Source organism: Phytohabitans houttuyneae, assembly GCF_011764425.1.
In the GTDB taxonomy this organism is placed as follows: Bacteria; Actinomycetota; Actinomycetes; order Mycobacteriales; family Micromonosporaceae; genus Phytohabitans; species Phytohabitans houttuyneae.
On record NZ_BLPF01000002.1, the window covers coordinates 494,740 to 513,531 of the forward strand.

The 18,792-nt window shown below is 69.5% G+C and carries 11 protein-coding genes; 8 read left to right on the top strand and 3 right to left on the bottom strand.

What is annotated here, in order from left to right; all coding sequences use genetic code 11:
• Window positions 1–3,513 carry a ThuA domain-containing protein gene (locus Phou_RS25715; protein WP_173059895.1) on the top strand — a complete coding sequence of 1,171 codons (3,513 nt, stop codon included), beginning with the start codon at window positions 1–3 and terminating at the stop codon, window positions 3,511–3,513.
• A 51-nt stretch (window positions 3,514–3,564) separates the two neighbouring features.
• Here the strand turns inward: Phou_RS25715 and Phou_RS25720 are convergent, their stop codons facing one another.
• The 3 genes from Phou_RS25720 to Phou_RS25730 all read right to left on the bottom strand — a co-directional run bounded on the left by Phou_RS25720 (window position 3,565) and on the right by Phou_RS25730 (window position 10,041).
• A complete protein-coding gene (locus tag Phou_RS25720) occupies window positions 3,565–4,923 on the bottom strand; it encodes a ricin-type beta-trefoil lectin domain protein (protein WP_173059898.1) in 1,359 nt (452 codons plus the stop codon).
• A gap of 28 nt (window positions 4,924–4,951) precedes the next feature.
• On the bottom strand, window positions 4,952–6,421 hold the full coding sequence (locus tag Phou_RS25725) for an arabinofuranosidase catalytic domain-containing protein (protein WP_173059902.1): 1,470 nt from the start codon (window positions 6,419–6,421) through the stop codon (window positions 4,952–4,954).
• A 74-nt stretch (window positions 6,422–6,495) separates the two neighbouring features.
• Window positions 6,496–10,041: a ThuA domain-containing protein gene (locus Phou_RS25730; RefSeq protein WP_173059905.1), complete on the bottom strand. Its 3,546-nt coding sequence runs from the start codon at window positions 10,039–10,041 to the stop codon at window positions 6,496–6,498.
• Window positions 10,042–10,500: 459 nt separating this feature from the next.
• Here Phou_RS25730 and Phou_RS25735 point away from each other — a divergent pair, with 459 nt between their 5' ends.
• From Phou_RS25735 to Phou_RS25760, 7 genes are all read left to right on the top strand, one after another.
• Window positions 10,501–12,006, top strand: a complete 1,506-nt coding sequence (locus Phou_RS25735; protein ID WP_173059908.1) for a sugar ABC transporter ATP-binding protein — start codon at window positions 10,501–10,503, stop codon at window positions 12,004–12,006.
• Window positions 12,003–12,818 (top strand): ABC transporter permease, encoded by an 816-nt coding sequence (locus tag Phou_RS25740; RefSeq protein WP_246273864.1) that lies wholly within the window; start codon window positions 12,003–12,005, stop codon window positions 12,816–12,818. The genes Phou_RS25735 and Phou_RS25740 overlap by 4 nt, the downstream gene beginning before the upstream one ends.
• Before the next feature lie 17 nt (window positions 12,819–12,835).
• The gene (locus tag Phou_RS53020) at window positions 12,836–12,976 is read left to right on the top strand and encodes a hypothetical protein (protein WP_246273865.1); all 141 of its coding nucleotides are present in this window, start codon (window positions 12,836–12,838) and stop codon (window positions 12,974–12,976) included.
• A complete protein-coding gene (locus tag Phou_RS25745; protein ID WP_173059911.1) occupies window positions 12,973–13,953 on the top strand; it encodes an ABC transporter permease in 981 nt (326 codons plus the stop codon). Before Phou_RS53020 ends, Phou_RS25745 begins: the two co-directional genes overlap by 4 nt.
• A 10-nt stretch (window positions 13,954–13,963) precedes the next feature.
• Window positions 13,964–15,148 carry an ABC transporter substrate-binding protein gene (locus Phou_RS25750; RefSeq protein WP_218579200.1) on the top strand — a complete coding sequence of 395 codons (1,185 nt, stop codon included), beginning with the start codon at window positions 13,964–13,966 and terminating at the stop codon, window positions 15,146–15,148.
• A 4-nt stretch (window positions 15,149–15,152) separates the two neighbouring features.
• The gene (locus Phou_RS25755) at window positions 15,153–16,046 is read left to right on the top strand and encodes a sugar phosphate isomerase/epimerase family protein (protein WP_173059914.1); all 894 of its coding nucleotides are present in this window, start codon (window positions 15,153–15,155) and stop codon (window positions 16,044–16,046) included.
• Window positions 16,047–16,305: 259 nt separating this feature from the next.
• Entirely contained in the window at window positions 16,306–18,732 is a 2,427-nt protein-coding gene (locus tag Phou_RS25760; protein WP_246273866.1) for a glycoside hydrolase family 43 protein, read from the top strand.
• Window positions 18,733–18,792 lie beyond the last annotated feature (60 nt).

Here is an 18,792-nt window from a genome sequence, read left to right on the forward strand (position 1 = left end):
ATGTTCCGAAGATTGGCCCTCTGCCTTGCCACGGTTGTGGCGGCAGTGGGCTTCACGGCGGTCCCGGCGCGGGCCGCAGCCGACTTCAACGTCCTGGTCTTCAGCAAGACCGCCGGCTTCCGGCACGACTCGATCCCGGCGGGCATCGCGGCGATCCAGCAGCTCGGTGCCGCCAACAACTTCACCGTCGAGGTCACCGAGGACGCGGCGCAGTTCAACGCCAGCAACCTGGCGCGCTTTCAGGCGGTCATCTGGTTGTCCACGACCGGAGACGTGCTAAACGCGACGCAGCAGGCGGCGTTCGAGGCGTACGTCCGGGCCGGTGGTGGCTACGCCGGCGTCCACGCGGCGTCCGACACGGAGTACGACTGGCCGTGGTACGGCAACCTCGTCGGCGCGTACTTCGCCAGCCACCCGGCGAACCAGAACGCCACGGTGCGGATCGAGGACACGACGCATCCCTCGACGGCCGGTCTGCCGACGGCGTGGTCGCGGTTCGACGAGTGGTACAACTTCCGGACCAACCCGCGCTCCCAGGTGCGCGTGCTGGCCGCCCTGGACGAGAGCTCGTACACCGGTGGGTCGATGGGCGGTGACCACCCGATCGCGTGGTGCCGTGGCTACGACGGCGGCCGTTCCTGGTACACGGGGATGGGTCACACGAACGAGAGCTTCAGCGAGGCGAACTTCCGTACCCACCTGCTGGGTGGCATCCGGTACGCGGCGCAGGGCACCGGCAACTGCTCGACCACTCCGCCGCCGCAGGCCGGCTACAGCCAGGTGAACCTGGCCAAGGGCATCGCCGAGGTGGGCGAGCCGATGGGGCTCACCGTCCTGCCGAACCGGGGTGTGCTGCACACCGCGCGGGAGGGCACGGTCCGGTACACGGACGCGGCTGGCAACACGAAGGTGGCACTGACGCTCTCGGTCTACACGCACGACGAGGAGGGGGTGCAGAGCATCAAGGCCGACCCCAACTTCGCCACCAACCGGTGGGTCTACCTGTACTACTCGCCGCGCCTGTCCACTCCGGCCGGTGACGCGCCGGCGACCGGTACGGCGGCCCAGTTCGCGCCGTTCAACGGCGTCAACCGGCTGTCCCGGTTCACCGTGAACGCCGACTTCACGCTGAACGCGGCGTCGGAGGTGACGATCCTGGAGATTCCGACGAGCCGGGGCATGTGCTGCCACGTGGGTGGCGACATCGACTTCGACGCGGCCGGCAACCTCTACCTGTCCACAGGGGACGACACGAACCCGTTCGACTCCAGCGGGTACACCCCGATCGACGAGCGCGCGGACCGCAACCCGGCCTTCGACGCCCAGCGTTCGGCGGGCAACAGCAACGACCTGCGCGGCAAGCTGCTGCGGATCAAGCCCGGCGCGACCGGCGGCTACACGATCCCGTCAGGCAACATGTTCGCGCCGGGTACGGCCAACACCAAGCCGGAGATCTACGCGATGGGGTTCCGCAACCCGTTCAAGATCGCCGTGGATCGGGCGACCGGCGTGGTGTACCTGGGCGAGTACGGACCGGACGCCGGCTCCAGCAATCCGAGCCGCGGCCCGGCGGCAAACGTCGCGTTCGAGCGGATCACCCAGCCGGGCTTCTACGGCTGGCCGTACTGCTCGAACTACAACACGCCGTACATCGACTTCACGTTCCCGTCGGGTCCGTCGGGTTCGGCGTTCAACTGCTCCGGCGGTCCGGTGAACAACTCGCGCAACAACACCGGCATCACCCAGCTGCCACCGTCGCAGCGGGCCTGGCTGCCGTACGGCGGCGAGCAGAACCCGCCGGCGTTGGGCAGCGGCGGCCTGTCGCCGATGGGTGGCGTGGTCTACAGCTACAACGCCTCGCTCGCCTCGGACGTCAAGTTCCCGGCGTCGATGAACGGCAAGGTGTTCCTCGGTGAGTTCGGCCGGCGCTGGATCAAGACGGTGACCGTGACGAGCTCCGGCGGGGTGGGCACGATCGAGGCGTTCCCGGCGTACACCGGCACCCAGGTCATGGACCACGAGTTCGGACCGGACGGGGCGCTCTACGTGCTCGACTACGGCACCGGCTGGTACGGCGGCGACGCGAACTCGGCGCTGTACCGCATCGAGTACAACTCCGGCGGTGGGCGCTCACCGATCGCGGCGATCTCGGCGAACCCGACGAGTGGGAACGCACCGCTGACCGTGCAGTTCAGCTCGGCCGGCTCCAGCGACCCGGACGGCGATGCGATCACCTACGCGTGGGACTTCACCACCAACGGCAGTACCGACTCGACGGCGGCGAACCCGTCGTTCACGTACACGTCCAACGGTGACTTCACGGCGACGTTGACAGTCCGGGACAGCACCGGCCGTACGTCGACGGCGAGTGTGGTGATCGGCGTCGGGCGGGCGACCGTCGTGTTGAACCAGCCGGTCAACGGCCGGTTGTTCAACTTCGGCGACGCCATCCCGTTCCAGGTCACGGTCACCGACCCGAGCGGGGCGGCCGTCGACTGCTCGCGGGTGCGGGTCAACTACATCCTCGGGCACGACAGCCACGGCCACCCGATGACCAGCGCGACCGGCTGCTCGGGCACGATACAGACCACGGTGGACGGTGAGCACGACGCCAACGCGAACATCTTCGGTGTCATGGTCGCCGAGTACACGCCGGTCGGCTCGACCACGCCGGTGACCTCGTCGCAGGCGGTCATGCAACCGCGGACCCGGCAGGCCGAGCACTACAGCGGCCAGTCGGGCACGACGGTCGTGGCGAAGCCGTCCGCCAACGGCGGCAACGCGGTCGGGTTCATCGAAAACGGCGACTGGATCTCGTTCAACCCGTACAACCTGGCCGGCGCCGCGACGTTCTCGGCGCGGGTCGCGTCCGCCGGCTCGGGGGGCACGATCACCCTGCGCGCCGGCTCGGCCACCGGAGCGGTGATCGGCACGGCCACGGTCGCACCGACCGGCGGGTGGGAGACCTGGACCACGGTCACCGGCACGGTCACGCCACCGTCCGGGACGCAGAACCTGTTCCTGGTGTTCACCGGCGGCTCGGGCTACCTGCTCGACATCGACGCGTTCACCCTGGGCGGCACGCCGCCGCCGACCACTCCGCCCCCGACGACCCCGCCGCCGACCACTCCTCCGCCCACGACCCCTCCGCCCACGACCCCTCCGCCCACGACTCCGCCGCCGACGACCCCGCCCCCCACGACCCCGCCGCCCGGCAAGTCGTGCACGGCGGCGTACACGGTGACGAGCCAGTGGAGCGGTGGCTTCCAGGCTGAGGTGCGGATCACGGCCGGCACATCGGCGATCAGCGGATGGACGGTCACCTGGACGCTCGGCAGCGGTCAGAGTGTCACCCAGTCCTGGAACGCCACGGTTACCACGAGCGGCACCGGCGTGACCGCGCGGAACGTCTCGTACAACGGGTCGCTCGGCGCCGGCGCCAGTACCGCGTTCGGTTTCATCAGCTCGGGGAGTGCCGGCAGCGCGCCGTCGCTGACCTGCACCGCCAGCTGAGAGCACGCAAAGGGCGCGGCACCCTTGCGGGTGCCGCGCCCACCTTTTGCCCTACGCGCGGGCCCAGCGCTGGTTGGCGCCGCCGTGGCAGCTCCACACGATCACCGCGGAGCCGTTGGCGGTGGCGCCGCCGTTGACGTCCAGGCACAGCCCGTTCTGCGCGTTGCTGATCGAACCGTTGCTGTTGAGGTTCCACCGCTGGTTCGCACCCGAGTTGCAGTCCCAGATCTGCACCCGCGTACCCGCGGCAGCGTTCGGCGCCACATCCAGACACTTGCCCATCACCCGCAGCTCCTGCCCGTTCTGAGCGAACTGCTGGTTGGCATTGGTGTGGCAGTCCCAGATCTGCCCCTGCGCACCGTTCGCCGAGCTCGCGTTCGCGATGTCCAGGCACCGCCCGGACGCTTCACCGCGCAGCCGGAAGCCGGTCGGGTTCGGCGTCGACGACGACGTCGGGCTCACGGTCGGGCTGGTGGTCGGCGTCGTCCCCTGGAACTGCGCGAAGAACCGCCACACCTCCGCCTTGGTCCAGGTGCGGGCGCCGTCCTCACAGCCGGAGCACCCGTCCACCGGAGCCGGCCCGTGGCCACTGTCGTACGCGGCCCACTGCACCGGGTAGCCCGCCCGGCACGAGTAGAGGGTGGTGAAGTGTTGCCCGCTGCCCTGCGACGGCTCGCGCGGGCTCTGGGCGGCGCAGCCGTTGTTGCGCACGAAGGTGTCACGCAGCGAGCGGCCCTGGGAGATGTTGAGGACGTTGTCCGAGATCCCGTGGAGGCCGAAGTACGCGATCGGCTGGGTGCCGCCGCTGCATCCGCTCAGCTGCGCGCCGGAGTAGACCGCGACCGCCCGGAAGACGGTGGCCCGGCTGCACGCGATCGAGTAGCTCATGCCGCCGCCGTAGCTGAATCCGAGGGCGAAGCGCTGCGTCGTGTCGACGCAGAGGGCATTGTCGATCGTCCGGACCATGTCGTCGACGAACGTGATGTCCTGACCACCGGAGTTGGCCCAGCCGTTGCCGAGGCCCTGCGGCGCGACGAGGATCGCGCTGTTGTTCGACTGCTCCTGCATGCCGTAGTAGGACCAGGTGCTGCCGCTGGTACCGCCCGAGGAGACGTCGTTCATGGTGCCGCCGCGCCAGTGGAACGCGAAGATCAGCCGGTACGGGTTGCTGTTGTTGTAGTTGGCGGGGACCCGGAGGATGAAGCTGCGGTTCTGTCCGCTGCTCTGGATCGTGTGCGTGCCACTGTTCAGTCCCGGTGCCCTGCCGCATCCAGCCGTCGCCGCGAGCGGGACAGCGTCCGCCGACGCCGCGGTCAGCCGGATACCGGCGATGCCGGCGCCGGCGACGACGAGTGTCGCGGCGATCGCTAATGATGCCCGCCACCGATGGCGGTTTGTGCCTTGTCGCATGGTGCTTCCTTTCGTGGGGTGGGGTGGGTCAGCGGTAGCCGGCGGCGACGATGTTGGCCTGTACCGCGTTTTCGGTCGCGTCGGACGGGTAGCCGGCGACCATGGCTCCTTCGTAGAAGGTGCCGGCGCTCAGGTTGGCGCCACCACCGGGCTTGCAGCAGTCGCCGCCGCTGCCGAGGATGATGGCGCCCTGCTTCTTCATCGGGCTGTAACCGGGCGGGAGCGCTCCGTCCCACAGGGTGTAGAGGCTGCCCGACTGGGCGTTGCTGCCCTTGATGGCAAAGCGGGAAGTCCCGTTGTTCTTGAGGGTGGCCGTGACGAACTTGCTGGTGAAGGCCCGCTGGTTGGGGTTCCAGGTCTGGCTGCCGCCGGGGTAGAGCCCCCATTCGAGGTCGGCCTGGACCCAGGGGCCGCTGCCGGAGCATCCGCCGAACCAGCACTGGGTGCTGAAGTTGATGGCGTCCATGGCGCCGGCGGCGTCGGCCGACCGGGTGGTCTCGCTGTTTCCGTAGTCGAAGCAGCAGCCGCCGTTGACGTGGGTGCCGCTGGTGACCATGTACATGCCTTCCGGTGCGCTGCCGGTGGGCACTCCGGTCAGGTGGCCGTCGCGCCAGTAGCTGTTGCCGGGGTTGATGTACAGCGAGTAGGCCTTGCTGCCGGCGACGGTCAGCGACTCCGAGGTGGCGACCGCCGGGCGGCTCTGTGTCGAGCCGGGCACCACGGTGGACCCCTGGTACCACAGGTCGTTTCCACGTCCGGACTGGTCGTAGACGACGGTGATGACGCAGGTGGTGCCGGTGCAGAACGAGTCCTGGGCGGAGGCGTTGGCGGAGCCACCGGCGCTGAGCAGGCCGATGTTGCGGGTGGTGTTGTCGGACGAGCGGCGGACCTGGTAGAGGTTGCCGTTGTAGGCGCCGTAGAGGGCGCGCACCGTGCTGTGGGCGGCGATGCAGGGGGTGCCGCCCGAGGCGTAGATGTCGCAGGGGCCGGCACCGGACGGCGGTGGCGTGGTCGGCGAGTTCCACTGCTGGTTGGTGCCGCTGTGGCAGGCCCAGAGGATGATCCTCGTGCCGTTCGCCGTACCCGCTGCGTTGGCGTCCAGGCACAGCCCGGACTGCACGCCGGTGATCGTGCCGTTCGTGTTGACGTTCCACTGCTGGTTGGTCTGGCCGTTGCAGTCCCAGATGATGACGGCGGTGCCGTTGGCGGTGCCCTGTCCGTAGGCGTCCAGGCACTTGTTGCCGTACACCGTCAGCTGCCTGCCCGAGGTGTAGGTCCAGGTCTGGTTGGCCGCCCCGGTACAGTCCGAAAGCTGTGCCTGGGTGCCGTTGGCGGTGCTGGAGCCGGGGACGTCCAAGCAGCGTCCAGACTGGACGCCCGCGATGGGTGCGCTTTGCCCCGGCTGGATGGGCGCCGCTGCCGCCGCGGTGCCCGTGGTAAGGACGAGGAGAAGGGCGGCGCCCAGCGCCGCAAGGCGCCTGGTTCTGACAACTACCATGACGGATCCTCACATGGCGAAGGAAGGGAGACTCCGGCGCGTGTGGGCGCACCGGAGCCTCCCGGTCTCATCTGCTAGGCGGCGCTGAAGCGCCACTGCTGGTTGGTGCCGCTGTGGCAGCCCCACTGCAAGAGTCGAGCGCCATCGGTCGTCGCGCCGCCGTTGACGTCGACGCAGAGTCCACTGAGGACGCTCTTGACGGTGTAGACGCCGGACGTGCCGGTCGCCGTGACGAGGAACTTCTGCTGGTTGCTGTTGTTGCAGGTCCACTGCTGCAGGAAGGCGCCCTGTGCGGTGGAGCCGCCGGTGACGTCGATGCACTTGTTGCTGTGCACCGCCCGCAGGTAGACGGCGCCGCCGCCAGCATCGACGGCCTGCCACTTCTGGTTGTTGCCGCCGGTGGCCGCCCACTGCACGATCTGGGCGCCGTCGGCGGTGGAGACCCCGCTGACGTCGACGAGCTTGTTGCTGTGCTGCGCCGTGACGGTCCAGGTCCGGCCGGCCACTCCGCCGGTGCTGGGCGTACCCACGCCGCTGCCGCCGAAGGTGAACGAGTCAAGGTCGAACCAGTTTGTCGTGGTGCCCTTGAACACCATGTAGAGCGTGTGGCTCCCGGCGAGCGATGCCGTGTTCACCGGGGCGGTGGACTGGTAGTTGTCCCAGCCGCCTGTGCTCGGCACCGGTGTGGTGGCCAGCAGCGTGCCGGTCGGTGAGTCGGCGCGCAGCTCGATCGACCCTCCGCCGCTCGGTGAAGAGAGGCGGTAGCTGACGTTGGTGATACCCACCAGGCTCATCGGGTTGAACGCCACCCAGTCGTTGTTGGAGATGTCGCCGACCCGCTTGCCGCTTTCCGCTGCTGCCTGGTCGACGACCCGGACGCCGGACTGGCTGGTGAAGAACTCCGCCTGCTTGTGTTTGGGCTGCAGGACCGCCTGCGCGTACCCGGTGAGCGGAGCCGCACCGCCGGTGCCGCCGTTGTCGGTGTAGTGCGCGTTGAGCACGTAGTACAGGTTGGCGCCGTCGGGGTGCCCGCCGAGCAGGTCCGTGGAGATGGTGCCCGAGCAGCCCGGGTACTCCGTCGTCTCGTGCTGGTGGTCGTCGTGGCCGAGGGCCGGGTTGACGAACACCTTGGTGCAGTCGATGGCGGCGCCTCCCGGATCGGAGACGCTGACCGTGTACGACACGCGGTCGCCGAACGTGAGCATGCCGCCATTCGGTGGCAGCGTGATGGTGACCACCGGCGCGGTGTTGCCGACCGTGATCTGCACGTTGGCGAAGGCCGCCCGGCCGGTGTTGTCGGTGACCTTCAGCTGCGCGGTGTAGTTTCCGTTGGCGGTGTACGTGTGTGACGGGTTGGCCGCCGTGGACGTGGTCCCGTCGCCGAAGGTCCACTGGTAGCTGAGCGTGTTGCCCGCGTCCGGGTCTGTGGTGCCCGCGCTGCTGAACTGTACGTTCAGCGGCGCGTTGCCGCTGGTGGGCGTCCCGGTGGCCTTGGCGACCGGTGAGCGTCCACCATGGACGTAGTCGATGCGGTACAGGCCCGAGTCGTTGTTGCCGCCGCCGAAGTTGGAGCCCCACTCGAGCAGGTACAGCGAGCCGTCCGGGCCGAACTCCATGTCCATCGGCTTGACGAAGTTGCCGGCCGGCATGAACGCGTTCGTCCGGGTGACCGCGGTGGCGGAGTCGAAGTGGACCTCCTTGATGTAGTGGCGGGACCACTCGTAGAAGAAGTGGACGCCGTCGTAGTAGGGCGGGAACTTGGTCGAGGACGGGTTGGCCGCGTCGTAGCGGTACACCGGTCCACCCATCGGCGCCGAGCCGCCGGTGCCGAGCTCGGGGAACGACGTCGAGGCGCCGTAGCCGTACCACATGTTGGGCGCGACCACCGGCTTGAGGCTGGTAAGGCCGGTGTTGTTGGGCGAGTTGTTGACCGGCGCGGAGCAGTTGAACTTCGCGCCGACCGCGCCGGTGTCCGGGTTGTACGGCGCGTACGCCTGGTTGTCGCCGTGGCAGAACGGCCAGCCGTAGTTGCCCGCGGACTTGATGACGTTGAGCTCGACGAGCCCTTCGGGACCGCGGTTGGTCGCCGGCGCACCCCGGTCGGGGCCGTAGTCGGCGAGGTAAACCCATCCGTTGGCCGGATCGATGGAGAAGCGGAACGGGTTGCGGAAGCCCATCGCGTAGACCTCCGGCCGGGTCTGCGCCGTCCCCTGTGGATAGAGGTTGCCGGACGGGATGGTGTAGCCGCCACCGGCCGAGGGCCGGATGCGCAGGAGCTTGCCGCGCAGGTCGTTGGTGTTGCCGGCGCTTCGTGCCGCGTCGAGGTTGGCCTTGCCCGACCGCCAGTCGAGTGGGGCGTAGCCCTGCCAGGCGGGATCGAGGTTGGGCGGGGTGTCGTCGCCGGTGCCGATGTAGAGGTTTCCGTCGGGGCCGAACTCGATGTACCCGCCGGTGTGCCCAGGCTCCGCGAACGTGCGGTCGCGGTAGGCCGGGATGTCGATGATGGTCACCGCACTGGACGTGTTCAGGGTGTCGCCGGTGAGCGTGAAGCGGGAGACGCGGTTGATGTCCGTCGTGCTACTCGCCGGCGAGTGGTACAGGTACACGTAGCCGTTGCTGGCGAAGTTCGGGTCGAGCGCCAGCCCGGTGAGGCCGTCCTCGCCGCCGGTGTAGACACTGAGCGTGCCCGCGGTGACGGTGGAGTTGGTGGCCGGTTTGAAGATCTTCACCTGCCCGGCCCGCTGGACGTAGATCACCCGCCCGTCCGGCGTGACCGCGAGAGCCATCGGGTCCGCGGTGTTGTCGTCCAGGGTGCGCTTCTCGAAGTTCGCCCACACCGTGCCGCCGCAGTCGCCGGGCTCGTTGCCGGCCGCCCACTTCACCCCGCCGAGGACGTGGTTGCGGAAGTTCGTCTCGCTGTAGGAGGCGATGGCGTGGCCCATGGCGGTGGCCCATACCCGGCCGCCGGCGGTGTTGCGACACCACGAGATCGGGTGGTCGGGGCCCATCGCCCGCGAACCCGGGTTGTAGGTGCGCTCGTCGGCCGTGACCAGGACGTGAACGTCGCCGCGGGGGTTGCGGTCGAAGTTGTACCACTCCTCGCTGCGGTTCCACCGGTCGGGCAGGCTGGCCGTCGAGGGATGCTTCTTGTCCGCGACGATGGCCGTGCCGGGCAGCACGCCGGGGGAGTGCTCCGGCATGTGCGCGCCGGCGTTGATGGTCTGGTCCCACCACGGGTACTCGGTCTCGATGCCCATGTCCGTGGCGTTGTGGATGGCGACGATGCCCTTGCCGCTGGCCAGGTATCCCTCCACCGCCTGGCGCTGGGCCGCCGTGGTCCACACCATGCCGGAGGTCTGGAACATGACGAGGACGTCGAATGTGGCGAGGTTGGCCGGCGTGAAGACGCTGGAGTCCTCGCTGTGGACAAGCTCGAAGTTGTTGGCCGCCGCCTGTTCCTGGAACATGCTGATCCCGGCGGGGATCGAGTCGTGCCGGTAGCCGGTCGTCTTGGTGAACAGCAGGGCGCGGAAGGCCGGTGCCGCTGACGCCGGATGGACGAGCGCGAGCGACAGTAACAGGCCCGCGATCGCCCCGATGATGAGTGTGCTGCGACGCATGCCGTCTCCTACTTCGGCGGAGAAATGAGGCTGCGACCACGGGCACGCGTCGGCAACACCTCCGGTGCGCCCGGTGCCAGGGGCGTGCTGAAGGCGTGCGCGTGCCAGTCAGATCGTCATGCCGTCCGCCGTGACGGGCAGTCAGGTTCCTCCGGGACTTGACGCGGGGTCGCGCGCGGCGGCCCTTGTCCCGTGGTCTGCCCGGCCAGCATGCCGGTACATATCGTAGGAAGTCAATACGACTCTGTTCGGATCGATTCGATAACACATTTGTGGCACTGAATCTGACATCTGACTGGTTCGATGGCGCAGAAGTGGCCTGACGGACGAACTTTCCTCCAGCCCGATCGAGGGGGATTGCCGCAACGTATCGATGCACCTAATCTCAGCATCCCGGCCACCGAACCGATTCGGCCGTCCTTCGACCTGTCCGCACGATGACGAACGTAGGGGCCGTTGATGTCCGACCCTTCGCCGCTGCTCTCGCTTCGAGGTATCGGTAAGTCGTTCCTGGGCGTACGGGTCCTCGACGGCGTAGCCCTCGACGTCCGGCCCGGCGAGGTGCACGCGGTCGTCGGTGAGAACGGCGCCGGCAAGTCGACCCTCATGAAGATCGTGTCCGGCGTGTACCCGCCCGACGGCGGCACCGTCGAGCTCGACGGCACCGCGCGGACCTTCCACGGCCCGCGCGACGCCCAGCGGGCCGGCATCGGCATCGTGCACCAGGAGTTCAACCTCCTGCCCGAGCGCAGCGTCGCGGAAAACGTGTACCTGGGGCACGAGCCCTCGCGCCGCGGGCTCGTAGACCGCAAGGCGATGCTCCGCGACACGGCGGCGCTGCTCGCCTCGATCGGAGAAGACGCGCTGCCGGCCGGCGCCCGCGTGGGGCGGCTTGGTGTGGCGCAGCAGCAGATCGTCGAGATCGTGAAGGCGCTGGCACTGGACGCGCGGCTGCTCATCATGGACGAGCCCACCGCCGCGCTCGCCGACCACGAGGTCGAGCAGCTCTACGCACTCGTGCGGCGGCTGCGCGAGCGGGGGATAGGCGTGCTGTACGTCTCGCACCGCCTCAAGGAGGTCTTCGACCTGTCCGACCGGATCACGGTGCTCAAAGACGGACGCAAGGTGACCACATTGGACACGGCTGACACCGACGCCGACCGGCTGGTACGGCACATGGTCGGTCGCGAGCTGTCCACCTACTTCCCCGACCGTGCCCGACCGGACGAGATCGGCGCGGTCCGCCTCACGGTGCGCAACGGCCGCAGCCGCAAGCTGCGCGGCGTCGACCTGGAGCTTCGTGCCGGCGAGGTGCTCGGCGTCGGCGGCCTGCAGGGTTCCGGCCGGTCGGCGCTGGCCCGCGCGTTGTTCGGCGCGGCACCGTTGACCGCGGGCGACATCACGCTCGACGGCACGCCGATCCGGCTCCGCTCGCCGCGCGCCGCGATGCGCGCCGGCATCGCCTACGTCACCGAGGACCGCAAGGGCGAGGGCATCGTCGCCGGCCAGTCCGTGCTCGACAACGCGATGCTGGCCAGCCGCGCCGTGCTTCCGGGCTGGTCCGGCCGCGGCGCCCGCACGGCGCGGGCCAGGGAGCTGCTCGCCGCCGTCGAGGTGCGCGCCGCCGCGGAGAGCCAGGAGATCCGCTTCCTGTCCGGCGGAAACCAGCAGAAGGTGGTGCTGGCCCGGTGGCTCGCGCTCGGTCCCAAGGTCCTGCTCTTCGACGAGCCGACGCGGGGCATCGACGTGGGTGCGAAGTCAGCCATCCATGACCTCATCCGCCGCCTGGCCCGCGACGGCACGGCGGTGCTGATGATCTCGTCTGAGCTGCCCGAGCTGCTCGGCATGAGCGACCGGATCATCGTCATGCGGGACGGCCGGATCGCCGGCGAGCTACCCGCGGGCGCCGCGGAGGAGGATGTCGTCGCGCTGGCGGTCGGCACCGTGCGGGAGCCGGCCGCATGACCGGTGCGCTGGCGTTGCGGGCCCGCGGCGGCTCGCTCGGCGTCTTCGCCGCCCTTGCCCTGACCCTGGTGACCGGCTGGATCGTTGTCACCGTCGACGGCGGCCAGCTGTTCAGCCTGCCGACGACGGTGAGCCTGCTGCACGTCGCCGCCGGCCTCGGCCTCGTCGCCGTCGGTCAGACCATGGTCATCCTCGGCGGCTCCCTCGACCTGTCCGTCGCCTACGTCGTCAGCCTCAGCACCCTCGTCGCGGCCGAGACCATGGGCGGAGACGACGGCGCGGTGCTGCCGGCGGTCGGGCTGGCCCTCGCGGTCAGCGCGGCGATCGGCCTGCTCAACGGGCTGCTCGTCACCAAGGCGCGGATCAACGCGTTCATCGCGACCGTCGGCGTCGGGCTGCTGCTGAAGGGGTACCTCGACAACGGGTACGACGGCCCGGCCGGCAAGACCGCGCCCTCCCTCGTGCAGAACCTCGGGTACCAGCGCGTCGGGCCGGTGCCCGTGTCGTTCCTGCTGCTGCTCGCGGTCGTCGCCGCGGCGTGGTTCGCGCTCGCGCGGACCCGCTTCGGCCACCATCTCGTCGCCGTCGGTGGCGATCCGGAGGTCGCGCGGCTCTCCGGAGTGCGCAACGGCCGCGTCCTCGTCACCGCCCATGTGCTCTGTTCGCTCTGCGCGGGCCTGGCCGGGATCTACCTCGCCAGCCGGCTCGGCTCGGGCGCACCGCGGGTCGGCACCGAGGGACTGTACGACCTGGAGTCGATCGCCGCGGTGGTGCTCGGGGGACGGCACTGGCCGGCGGGCGCGGCGGTGTGATCGGCACCGTCGGTGGCGTGCTGCTGCTGGCCAGCGTCGACGCCATCTTCAACCAGCTCGAGGTCGACGCGTTCTTCAAGCAGGTGATCCGTGGCCTGATCATCATCGCGGCCGTCGCCATCTACGCACGGCGAGCCCTGCGAAAGGCGGAGTCGTGACGACCCGGCTCGCCGAACGCGTCCCGCGGCGCCTACGGTTCAGCCCGGGCAGCGTGGCGCCGATCGCGGTGATCCTGGCGGTGCTGCTGGTCCTGATCACCGTCCGCCAACCGGACTTCCTGTCCCCGCCGTCGCTGCTGTCGTTCCTCGGCCGCTCGGCCCCGCTCATCCTGCTCGCCGCCGGCCAGTACTTCGTCATCGTCTCCGGTGAGTTCGACCTCTCCGTCGGCTCGCTGGTCACCGCGCAGGTGGTGATCGCCGCACGGCTCATCGACAGCGAGCCGTCGCGCACCTGGCCGGTCGTCGCGCTGCTGCTCGCGGTCGGTGCCGGCGTCGGGCTGGTCAACGGCCTGGTCACCACGCGACTGCGGGTGCCTTCGTTCATCACCACCCTCGGCATGTTCCTGATCCTCGTCGGTGCCGTGTACCTGTGGTCGGACGGCGCACCGAAGGGCGGGCTCTCCGAGGAGTTCCGCCGGTTCGGCCGCCGCGCGTTCGAAGATGTGCCCGGTCTGGGCCGGATACCGTACGCGCTGCTCGTCCTGCTGGCCGCGGGCGCGCTGGCCGTGGCGCTGACCCGGTCCGACTTCGGCCGGACCCTGGTCGCCGTCGGCGGCAACCCGCGGACCGCTGAGCTGAGCGGCGTGCGGGTGTGGCGCGCCAAGACCGTCGCATTCGTCCTCAGTGGACTGGCGGCCGCGCTCGCGGCGATCCTGCTCGGCGGGTACAGCGGCGTGTCGTTCCAGGCCGGCGCGGGGCTGGAGTTCGGGGCGATCACGGCCGTCGTGCTCGGCGGCGTGGCACTGGGCGGCGGCCGCGGCTCGGTCGTCGGGGCGATGCTCGGCGCACTGACCCTCGAGACCCTCTTCACGCTCATGAACTTCTACGGCGTCTCCGGCGCCCTCAAACCGACCGTCCAGGGCGTGATCATCCTGCTCGCCGTGGCGGTGTCATCCGTGCGTTCCTCCTCCAGGTAAAGGGGATACCGTGAGACGTGCCATAGCCGTCCTGGCGACCGGCGCCGTGCTGGCGCTCGCCGGCTGCGCCACCGACGAACCGACCGCCGCACCGTCGAGTGCCGCGTCCGACGCCGCCGGTTCGGGGACGGGGGAGCAGTCGAAGTTCTTCGTGCAGGCTGACTACGACAACGAGCTGGCGCTGCTCGACGCCACCGCCACCGGGCCGGCCGACAAGCCGTGGGAGCAGGCGCTCAACCCGCGGACCGTGGACACCGCGAAGTTCAAGAAGCCCGGCCCGTACAAGATCTGCTTTTCCAATGCCGGCCTGAACAACCCCTGGCGGCAGGTCGGCTTCAAGACCATGCAGGCCGAGGTGGACACGCATCGGGGCCAGATCAAGGAATTTGTCCACGTCGACGCCGAAGGCAAGGACCAGAAGCAGATCGCGGACATCAACGACCTGCTCGGCAAGGACTGCCACGCGCTCATCGTCTCGCCGAACACGACCGCGACGCTCACCCCGGCCGTCGAGGCCGCCTGCCAGAAGGGGCTGCCGGTCATCGTCTTCGACCGCGGTGTCGACACGAGCTGCCCGGTGACGTTCATCAACCCCATCGGCGGCTACGGCTTCGGCCACGTCGCGGCGGAGTTCGTCAGCCAGAAGATGAAGCCGGGCGGCAAGGTGCTCGCGCTGCGCATCCTGCCCGGCGTCGACGTCCTGGAGACCCGGTGGTCCGCCGCCAAGGTGGCCTTCGACAAGGCGGGTGTCAACGTGGTGGGCGTCGAGTTCACCGACGGCGACCCGGCCAAGACCAAGAAGATCGTCAACGACTACATCCAGCGGTACGGCACGATCGACGGCGTCTGGATGGACGCCGGCGCGGTCGCGGTCGCGGCGGTCGAGGCCTTCCAGGACGCCGGTCAGCCCGTGCCGCCGATCAACGGTGAGGACCAGCTCGACTTCTTGAAGCTGTGGAAGGACAAGAAGCTCACCGCGATCGCGCCGACCTATCCGACGTACCAGTGGCGCACACCGATCCTGGCCGCGTTGAAGGTGCTCAACGGCGAGCAGGTGCCCAGCCCGTGGAAGCTGCCGCAGCCCACGATCACGAGCGACAACCTCGAGCAGTACGTCGACCCGGACATGCCGCCGCTGCACTACGCGATGTGCGGCTGCACGGATCTGCCCGGCTACCCGCAGCGGTGGAAGTAGCACCGTGTACGCCATCGGTGTCAACCCGTGGGTGTGGGCCTCGCCGGTCGACGACGAGGCCCTGGCCGAGCTGGTTCCGCGCATCGCCGCGTTCGGCTTCGACGCGGTCGAGCTGCCGATCGAGCAGCCCGGCGACTGGGATCCGCTGCGCACACGGGACCTGCTGGCCGCGCACGACCTTGTCGCGGCGGCCGTCTGCGCGGTCACCCCGCCGGGCCGGGAGCTCGTGGACGCCCCGCCGTCCGTGGTGGAGGCCACCGCGGCGTACCTGAAGACCTGTGTGGACAGTGCCGCCGCGGTCGGCGCGCCATGCGTCGGCGGTCCCGTCTACGCCTCGGTCGGGCGCACCTGGCGCATGTCGGCGGTGGCCCGCGCGGCCTGCCACGTGGACTTCCGCCGGGCCCTGGCACCGGTGGCCGAACACGCGGGGGAGCGGGGCGTGAGCATCGGCGTGGAGGCGCTCAACCGCTACGAGACAAGCGTCGTGAACACGGTGGAGCAGGCGGTGGAGCTGATCGACGGCCTGCCGCCGAACGTCGGCCTCATGATCGACAGCTACCACATGAACATCGAGGAAGCCGACCCATACGGCGCCGTCCGTGTCGCTGGCCCGCACATCAAGCACGTGCAGGTCAGCGGCACCAACCGCGGCGCGCCGGGCGCCGACCACTTCGACTGGCCCGGCTTCTTCACGGCCTTGGCCGCCACCGGCTACGCCGGTGCGGTCTGCTTCGAGTCCTTCACCGCGCAGAACGAGACCATCGCGACCGCCGCCTCGATCTGGCGTCCCCTCGCCTCCTCGCAGGACGCGCTCGCCCGGGACGCGCTGTCGTACCTGCGCGCGGCCACCAACTGGATCGGCAACGCCCGGGCGCGGGTCCACGTCGCCGACTGCTAAAACGATTTTCTGCAAGCCCGAAACATGTTGGACATGTCTTGACGAGCAGCGCCGTCATCGGCCAGAGTCCATGTCAACGAGGTCGCTTTGGCGCTGCGGCGCACCCGGCCAACAAGACGCACGTGTGGCTCCGACCGCTAAGAGAAGGGTTGTTAGCGCTAACATTGCCGATCCGCTCTGATCGCCGCGGGCCTGACCTTCCACGAGCTCCCGCGGTGATGAGTCACGTCCATACCGGCGTAGGAGTGAAGGAGTTGCCGTGCCGAGTTCCGGCTACCTCGCCGGTTGGCGCCGTGGCCTCGCCGCGGCCGTGGCAGCGGCGCTGCCGTGGGCGGGGCTCGTCATGACCGGCGACGCGGCGCGCGCCGACGGCTGGTCTCCGCCGCCCTCGTACACCTCGACGGACACCGGTGACGGCCGGTACTCCGTGCCGCTGCTCCGGTCCGACGTGCCGGACATCAGCGTCGAACGCGTCCCGGCCGCGGCCAACGACGAGGGCCGCGACCTCTACTACATGATCAGCACCACGATGCACCTCAGCCCCGGCGCGCCGATCATGAAGTCCTACGACCTGGTCAACTGGGAGATCGTCAACTACGTGTTCGACCGGGCGAGCATCGGCGACGCGTTCTCACTGCGCAACGGCCAGCAGTCGTACGGGCAGGGCCAGTGGGCCTCATCCCTGCGCTATCACGACGGCATGTTCTACGCCGTGTTCAACACCAACAACCTCGGCGGCGCGTACCTCTACCGCACCGACGACATCGAAGACGGGGCGTGGCAGCGCACGGCGCTGGGACGTGGCCTGCACGATCCGTCGCTGTTCTTCGACGTCGACGGCACGCCGTACATCTTCTACGGCTCCGGCGGGACGAGCGCGGTGCGCCTCAACGCGGACCTGACCGCCATCACGCAGGACTACCCCAACATCTTCACCGCCAACAACTACGCTGGTCAGCCGTTCATCGGCGGCCTGTTCGAAGGCGCCCAGCTCTACTACATCGACGGCTACTACTACGCGGTCATCATCACCTGGCCGTCGGGCCAGGGCCGCCAGGTCGTCATGTTCCGCTCGACCCAGCTGCTCGGCCGGTACACCTCGGCGGGTGGTGTGAACACCTACGAGGCGCGTGGGGTGCTCAACTCCAACGGCTTCGCACAGGGCAGCCTTGTGCCGATCTCGCGCCCGGACGGCCGGACCGACTGGTACGGCATGTTCTTCCGCGACACCTTCCCGATCGGACGCATTCCGGCGCTCATCCCGGCCACGTGGCAGGACGGCTGGCCGACCTTCGGCGACAACGGCGTGGTGCCGGTCGACGGCCTCTTCGACAAGCCGATCCGCCTCACCCCGGAGCAGGAGCGCCTCGAACGGCAGAAGAGCCTGGTCGCCTCGGACGACTTCGACAACGACGCGCCGCACAAGGCGTACCAGGACGAGCGGTGGCCGGTGACCGCGGAGTACCCGACCGCGGAGGAGGTCGCGCCCAACGGGTCCCGGCTGGATCTGGTGTGGGAGTGGAACCACGCTCCCGACAACCGCTACTGGTCGCTGACCGACCGCGAGGGGTGGCTGCGGCTGACGAATGGCCGCGTCGTCACCGGCGACTACGTCTACACGAAGCTGTCCAACCGCGCGGAGCTGGCCTGGTTCGAGGAAGCGCGCAACACGCTGTCGCAGCGCACGTTCGGCCCGCGCCAGTCAGTCGAGACCAGGATGGACATCTCCGGTATGAAGGACGGCGACGTCGCCGGCCTGGCCGCGTACAACCGAGGTTTCTCGTACGTCGCGGTCAAGCGCGCGGGCGGCGCCAACACGATCGGCGTGGTCAACCGGGTCCAGCCGTTCGCGGTGGACCTCGACCAGCCGTCCCTGGAGAGCTTCGTGCCGGGCACCGCCGTGGCACTGGGAGACGCGACCGAGGTCCACATCAAGGCCGACCTCGACTTCGCATCCCCGACCGGGCAGCTGTGGACGGCGTTCTACTACAGCCTGGACGGGCTGGCGTGGAGCCCGCTCGGCGGCCGGGTCGGGCCGCAGACGCTGGACGGCAGCCTCGCGCACTTCATGGGACACCGGGTCGGCCTGTTCAACTACGCGACGCAGCAGACCGGTGGACGGGTCGACTTCGACCACTACCTGCTCAGCGACACGCTGACCGCCCAAGGCCTGCCGCTGGACTTCAGCGACCTCGACGCGGCCATCGCCCATGCCGGCACCCTCGAGGAGGCCGACTACCCGCCGCCGGCCTGGGCCGCGATGCGGGCCGCGCTGGGCGACGCGACAAGGGTACGGGCCGGCCAGGCTGGCACGCAGAACCAGATCGACGCGCCGGAGCGGGCACTGAGCTACCAGCTGGCTCGGCTCGGCGTGTGGAAGGCCAGTCGGCCCGAACTGCCGGTGACGGCCACCGCGCTGGCGCGCTGCGTCGCGGGTAAGGCCCATGTCGCGGTCCAGGCGCGAAACGACCACGACCGGCCGGTGGCGATCACGTTGCGGACGCCGTACGGGGAGCGCTCTTTCGTGGACGTGGCGCCAGGCGGCAACGCCTACCAGTCGTTCAACACGCGGGCCACCTCGGTCGCGGCCGGCTCGGCCACGGTCCGCGTCACCGGCACCGTCGACGGCGCCTCGGTGACGACCAGCCACACCGCCGAGTACCCAGGCGTCGACTGCGCCGGATAGCTCGCCGCGCACCGGGCCGCGGCCCTGCGCGCACACCCTGCACACGTCGAAGGAGGACAT

Excerpts from the sequence above, each read along its gene's own strand:
- Phou_RS25730 (WP_173059905.1), bottom strand. The coding sequence starts at position 10,041 with ATGCGTCGCAGCACACTCATCATCGGGGCGATCGCGGGCCTGTTACTG.
- Phou_RS25715 (WP_173059895.1), top strand. The coding sequence starts at position 1 with ATGTTCCGAAGATTGGCCCTCTGCCTTGCCACGGTTGTGGCGGCAGTG.
- Phou_RS25725 (WP_173059902.1), bottom strand. The coding sequence starts at position 6,421 with ATGGTAGTTGTCAGAACCAGGCGCCTTGCGGCGCTGGGCGCCGCCCTT.
- Phou_RS25720 (WP_173059898.1), bottom strand. The coding sequence starts at position 4,923 with ATGCGACAAGGCACAAACCGCCATCGGTGGCGGGCATCATTAGCGATC.
- Phou_RS25735 (WP_173059908.1), top strand. The coding sequence starts at position 10,501 with ATGTCCGACCCTTCGCCGCTGCTCTCGCTTCGAGGTATCGGTAAGTCG.
- Phou_RS25740 (WP_246273864.1), top strand. The coding sequence starts at position 12,003 with ATGACCGGTGCGCTGGCGTTGCGGGCCCGCGGCGGCTCGCTCGGCGTC.